The organism is Actinomadura sp. NPDC048032 (genome assembly GCF_040653175.1).
Classification (GTDB): domain Bacteria; phylum Actinomycetota; class Actinomycetes; order Streptosporangiales; family Streptosporangiaceae; genus Spirillospora; species Spirillospora verrucosospora.
In genome coordinates this window covers 19,419-24,737 of the sequence record NZ_JBEZJP010000079.1, presented here as the reverse complement: position 1 = coordinate 24,737, position 5,319 = coordinate 19,419, and the positions used below count along the sequence as shown (strand labels likewise).

4 protein-coding genes are annotated in these 5,319 nt (G+C 70.2%); all 4 read right to left on the bottom strand.

All coding sequences use genetic code 11. The features are described 5' to 3' along the window. Positions 1–149: 149 nt before the first annotated feature. Entirely contained in the window at positions 150–2,012 is a 1,863-nt protein-coding gene (locus AB0C69_RS13810) for an ABC transporter substrate-binding protein (protein WP_360353359.1), read from the bottom strand. A 196-nt stretch (positions 2,013–2,208) separates the two neighbouring features. Continuing rightward, positions 2,209–3,102: an ABC transporter permease gene (locus AB0C69_RS13805; RefSeq protein ID WP_360353357.1), complete on the bottom strand. Its 894-nt coding sequence runs from the start codon at positions 3,100–3,102 to the stop codon at positions 2,209–2,211. A 20-nt stretch (positions 3,103–3,122) separates the two neighbouring features. Then, positions 3,123–4,073 carry an ABC transporter permease gene (locus AB0C69_RS13800; RefSeq protein ID WP_360353355.1) on the bottom strand — a complete coding sequence of 317 codons (951 nt, stop codon included), beginning with the start codon at positions 4,071–4,073 and terminating at the stop codon, positions 3,123–3,125. Positions 4,074–4,137: 64 nt separating this feature from the next. Continuing rightward, positions 4,138–5,319 (bottom strand): oligopeptide/dipeptide ABC transporter ATP-binding protein (locus AB0C69_RS13795; protein WP_360353353.1); only part of this gene is annotated, 1,182 nt, incomplete at its 5' end.

Here is a 5,319-nt window from a genome sequence, read left to right as displayed (position 1 = left end):
TGGCCACCACCCGCGCGTCGCCGACCAGGTCGCGCACCGTCTCGAGATCGTCGAGGTCGGCGGCGGCCGGGTCGATCCGGCGGATCCGCCGGACGAACGCGCCCGTGTCAGGCGTCATGGGTGCTCCTGGAAGGCGGCGGGGGTCCGGGCTAGCCGTGGAAGTACCACTGCTCCGGCGAGTACAGGAAGCTGAGCAGGGCGTTGAACGACGACGGCGGGCCGGACAGGCTGTCCTTCCACACGACCAGGGTGTGCGGGGTCGGGAGGAAGAGCACGGGCAGATCCTTCGCGAGGCTGGTCACCTCGGCCGAGAGGACCTTCGCGTCCGCTCCGAACGTCGAGGCGTCGATCAGCTTGTCCGCCTCGGCGTTCCGGTAGCTGCCCAGGTTGAAGCTGCCCTCCGTGTTGAACACCGTGTTGCTGCTCGGGTACCCGGCCGCGAGGTACAGCGATCCGTTGTCCTGCATCGCCCACTCGTTCTTCTTGGCGGGCGCGAAGGTGTTGCCGTAGTTGGAGTACATGTAGTTCAGCGCCTTGGTCACGATCTTGACCTTGATGCCGAGCTTCTTGGCCGCCGACGCGAACGCGACGTCGCGGGCGCCGACGTAGGCCGGGGTGTTCGCGGAGGCCAGGGTGAAGCCGATCGTCTGGCCCCGCGGGATGCCGGCGCCGCACTCGCCCGTCCCGGTGCCGGGGCGCGCGCAGGTCGTGGAGCCGTCCGGCACGACCTTCCAGCCGTTGTCGGTGAGCAGCTTCTCGGCGGCGGCGGGGTCGTGCGGGTAGGGCGGGTCGTCGCCGAACTCGGGCGGGTAGGGGGAACCGCTGCCCGCCGTGGTGTAGTTCAGGGAGCCGGCGCCGTTGTAGATGCCCCGGCTGGCGATGTAGCCCTGCTGGTCGATCAGGCGCTGCAGGGCCTGCCGGGCGTAGGCCTGCGCGATGACCTTGTCGAAGTTGTCGACGGTGTTCTTGAAGTTGATGGTCAGCGAGTCGAACCGGGCGGGCGCGGGGGCGCCGTAGACGTTGTACCCCTTCGCCTTCAGCGCCTTGATCTGGGTGATGAAGCCGGAGTCCAGCGTGCCGACGGTCAGGTTGCCGGCCTTGAACTGGTTGAGCACCGCGGCGGCGGAGGTGAACGCCTTGAAGTCGATCTGGTCGAGCCGCGACTTGACCGGGCCGCTGTAGGACTTGTTGGCCACCAGGGAGAACGAACCGGTCGTCGGGTCGAAGGCCTTGAGGCGGTACGGTCCGTTGACCACCTGCCAGAGCGGGTTACTGGCGAACGTGGACTGGGACCCGGACTCCTTCGTGAGGTACTTGTAGATCGCCGTCGCGTTCTTCGGCTTCGTGTAGTCCAGGTGCGGCCCTCCTGTGCGGGCGATGTTCCACTCCTTGGACGGCATCACGTACAGCAGCGTCAGCATGGAGAGGAGGTACGACGGGTTGTACGCGGTCTCCAGCTTGAGGGTGAGCGTGTCCGGCGCGGCGGCCTCCGCCGTGACCCCGTCGGGGAACTGGCCCGGGGTGTAGAAGCTCCAGTTGGCCGGGCTGTCCGCGAGCGCGGCCTTGAGCAGGGCGAGGGAGAAGACGACGTCCTCGGCCGTGACCGGAGCGCCGTTGGACCACGTGTAGTCCTTCATCTTGATGGTCACGGTCTTGCGGTCGGGGCTGTAGGCGGGGGCCTCGGCCAGGCTCGACCCGGCGTCCACGATCTTGTCGCCCTCACCACTGGGCCGGTAGAGGGAACGCCACATCAGCCCGCGGCCGATGACGGTCCCGTTTGCGGACGCGGGCGGGTAGGGGTAGATGAAGTTGGGGCTGAGACCCGGCGTCAACGCGACCGTCGCCGTCCCGCCGTTCTTGGGGCTGCCCGCCTGCTTCGGCAGCGTGTCGTATTCGCGGGCGTTGTCCTTCGTCGCGCCGGCGCCGCCGGCGCATGCCGCGGCGAACACGGCGACCGACGCGGCGAGCGCCACGGTGAGGCGTCCTCGCCGCCGGCCAGACCTTTGCGTCATTGATGGCTCCCTACATGTCGGGTGGAGATGCGCGGAGGGATGGGGGACGCCAGGACGGTGCGTGTCGGGGCCTCCGCAGCGTGGGTCGAAGATGCACCACCGGCGTCGGCCAGGGTTCGGTCGGCCCGACGATTTCTCGGCCCCGTGTCCGTCGCGGCGCACAGATCGGGCTTCACGCCGTCCTTCACGCCGTCTTTCAGTCGGTCCTTTTCCCGACCGCATTGCGAAGCGCGTCCGCGAGCAGGTTGAGCATCAGCACCGTGAGGATGATGCAGCCGCCGACGGGGTAGATCAGCCACCAGTAGCCGGCGGAGATGTAGGTGACGCCGCTGGCGAGCTGGCTGCCCCAGTCCGCGGTGGGATAGGTCAGGCCGAAGCCCAGGAATCCCAGGGCGGCGACGACGAGGATCGCGTCGGCGACCTGGAAGGTGATGTTGACGATGATCACGCCGAGCGCGTTCGGGACCAGATGCGTGAGGATCAGCCGCCGGCGGGACGAGCCCATCACCTGTGCTGCCAGAACGAACTCCCGTACCCGCAGCGTCAGGACCTCCCCGCGGACCAGGCGGGCCGAGATGAGCCAGGAGAACCCTCCGATGACCAGGCTCAGCGACAGGGCGTTCGCATGGAACCGGGCCGACAGGATCAGCACGAAGAACAGGAAGGGCACCGACAGCAGGACGTCGACCAGCCGCATCAGGAACCCGTCGACCACTCCCCCGGCGAGTCCGGCGACGGCGCCGTAGACGGTGCCGATCGTGGTCGCGAAGATCGCGGCGAGCAGCCCGATCTGCAGGGACACCCGTCCGCCCTCCATCAGCCGTCCGAGCACGTCGAACCCGTTGGTGTCCGTCCCGAGCGGATGTCCCGGGCCGGGGGGCAGGGCCGCGTTGACCAGGTCCACGGTGGTCTGGTCGGTGGGGTGGAACAGCGGGCCGAGGAAGCAGAACCCGGCGAGGAGCGCCAGGAGCAGCCCGCCGGTGAGACCGAGCGGGTTCCGTCGCAGCCGGCGCAGCACCGACCGCATCGAGACCGGGGTCCCCGCCGTCGTGCTCTCGGGCTCTGTCGCGGCGTCCGTCGCAGTGGTCATGGCGTCCACGTCTCGTGAGGTCACTTTCTCAGCTCGATCCGCCGGTCGGCCGCCGCGACCACGAGGTCGGCGACGAAGTTGCCGGCCACGGTCAGGACGCCGCCGATGAGGGTGTAGGCGAGGAGCACCGGGTAGTCCTCGCGTTGCAGGCTGTTGAGGAACAGCAGGCCGAGGCCGGGGTAGTTGAAGAGCGACTCGACGATCAGGTTGCCCGCCAGGAGCGCGGGGACGAGCGTGCCGACCAGCGTGATCAGCGGCAGGCAGGCGTTGCGCAGCAGATGGCGCGTAAGGATCAATCGCTCGGGGAGTCCCTTGGCCCGCGCGACCCTGATGTAGTCCTGGCCGAGCTGGTCCAGGGCCGAGGAGCGCTGGTACTGGGAGAAGATCGCGACGCTGGTGGCGGCGAGCGTGATGACGGGAAGCGCCATCGCCCGCGGATCGGTGAACACCACCCAGGGGGAGTGCGACTGGGACGCCTCGGCCGGGAAGACGGGCAGGGACTGGCTGAAGACGGCGATCAGCATCAGCCCGAGCAGGAACGACGGCGTCGCGTACAGCACGTACGACGCCGCCGTGGCGACCCGATCGATGACGCCGTTGCGCCTGACGGCCTGCAGGATGCCGAGCGGGACGGCGATCAGGAGCGCCAGGACGAGGCCGGCCAGCGAGAGCATCGCGCTGCGGCCGACGTTCCGCTGCAGCAGAGTCCCGACGTCCGCGTTCAGCTTGTACGACCTCCCCAGGTCTCCGTGCAGGAGCTGACCGAGGTAGCTGAGGTACTGCATGACGACCGGGCGGTCGAACCCGTGCGACCGGTTGAAGTCCGAGACCGCCTCGGGCGAGGCGCGCTGGCCCAGGACGACGCGCCCCGGGCTGTCGGAGACGAGGTGCAGGAGGAAGAACACGACCGCGGAGATCCCGAGCAGGACGAGGAGCGAGATCGCCACGCGCCGGACCACGTACCAAGTCATCTGTGCGAATCCCCTTTCGGCGAGGTCTGCGAGCGCGTCTCCGCTGGTGCGAACCGGTGGCGGATCATCGGGTCGTCAGCTCCGCGGGCTGCTGCAACGGGTGGTGGCAGGCGACCTGGTGCGTGTCGGTGACCGGCTCCAGGAGGGGCTCCGTCTCCGCGCACAGATCGGTCGCCAGCGCGCACCGGGTGCGGAACCGGCAGCCGCTCGGCGGGTCGATGGGGCTCGGCAGCTCGCCGCGCGCCCGCGCGCCCGAAGGCGCTCCTGGAGGCGCCTCCGGGCGCGCCTCCAGGACCGCCGCGAGCAGCCCCGCGGTGTAGGGATGCGCGGCGGCGCCGTACACCTCCTCGGTGGTCCCGGTCTCGACCAGCTTGCCCAGGTACATGACTCCGACCCGGTCGGCCAGGTACCGCACGACCGCGAGGTCATGGGAGATCACCACGCTGCTGAGCCCGCGCTCGATCTGGACGCGGCGCATGAGGTTGAGGACCTGGGAGCGGATGGAGACGTCCAGCGCGCTGACCGGCTCGTCGGCGACCAGCACCTTCGGGTCCAGGGCGAGCGCGCGGGCCAGGCCCACGCGCTGCCGTTGCCCTCCGGAGAGTTCGTGGGGGTAGCGCTCCATGACGCTCGCGGGCAGGCCCACGTCCCGCAGCAGCTCGCGAGCGCGAGCGGTCCTCTCGGCGCGCCTGCCGACGCCCTGGATCGCCAGGGGTTCGCGCAGGATCCTGCCGATGCGCATCCGGGGGTCGAGGGAGGCGTTCGAGTCCTGGAACATCATCTGCAGCTGGGTGCGGCGCGGCCCGAGGGCCCGTGCGCTCAGCCCGGTGACCGGCTCGCCATCGAAGATCACCTCACCGGAGGTGGGCCGGTCCAGGGCCACGAGCATCCTGCCCAGGGAGGACTTGCCGCAGCCCGACTCTCCGACGAGGCCGAACGTCTCGCCGACCGCCACGTCGAAGCTCACGCCGGAGACCGCCTTCACGGTCCGGCGGCCGCCGAAGAGACCGCCGCCGCCCGCCGGGTGCTCGCGCCTCAGGTCGACGACGCGCAGCCGCGGCGCGGCCCCCGGCTCGGGGAGGGACTCCGGCGGAGCGGCGAACCGGGCGCGGGCCCTGGCCGCCGGACCGGAGGGCGGATGCCAGCACGCATGGGCATGTCCGTCCTCCTCCACCGACGGCGCCGGCCGCTCCTCGCGGCAGCGGTCCGTCGCGGCGTCACAGCGCGGCGCGAAGGGGCAGCCCGC

What these genes read in the sequence shown, in the direction of transcription:
- AB0C69_RS13800 (WP_360353355.1), bottom strand. Translation starts at nt 4,073, where the DNA reads ATGACTTGGTACGTGGTCCGGCGCGTGGCGATCTCGCTCCTCGTCCTG.
- AB0C69_RS13805 (WP_360353357.1), bottom strand. Translation starts at nt 3,102, where the DNA reads ATGACCACTGCGACGGACGCCGCGACAGAGCCCGAGAGCACGACGGCG.
- AB0C69_RS13810 (WP_360353359.1), bottom strand. Translation starts at nt 2,012, where the DNA reads ATGACGCAAAGGTCTGGCCGGCGGCGAGGACGCCTCACCGTGGCGCTC.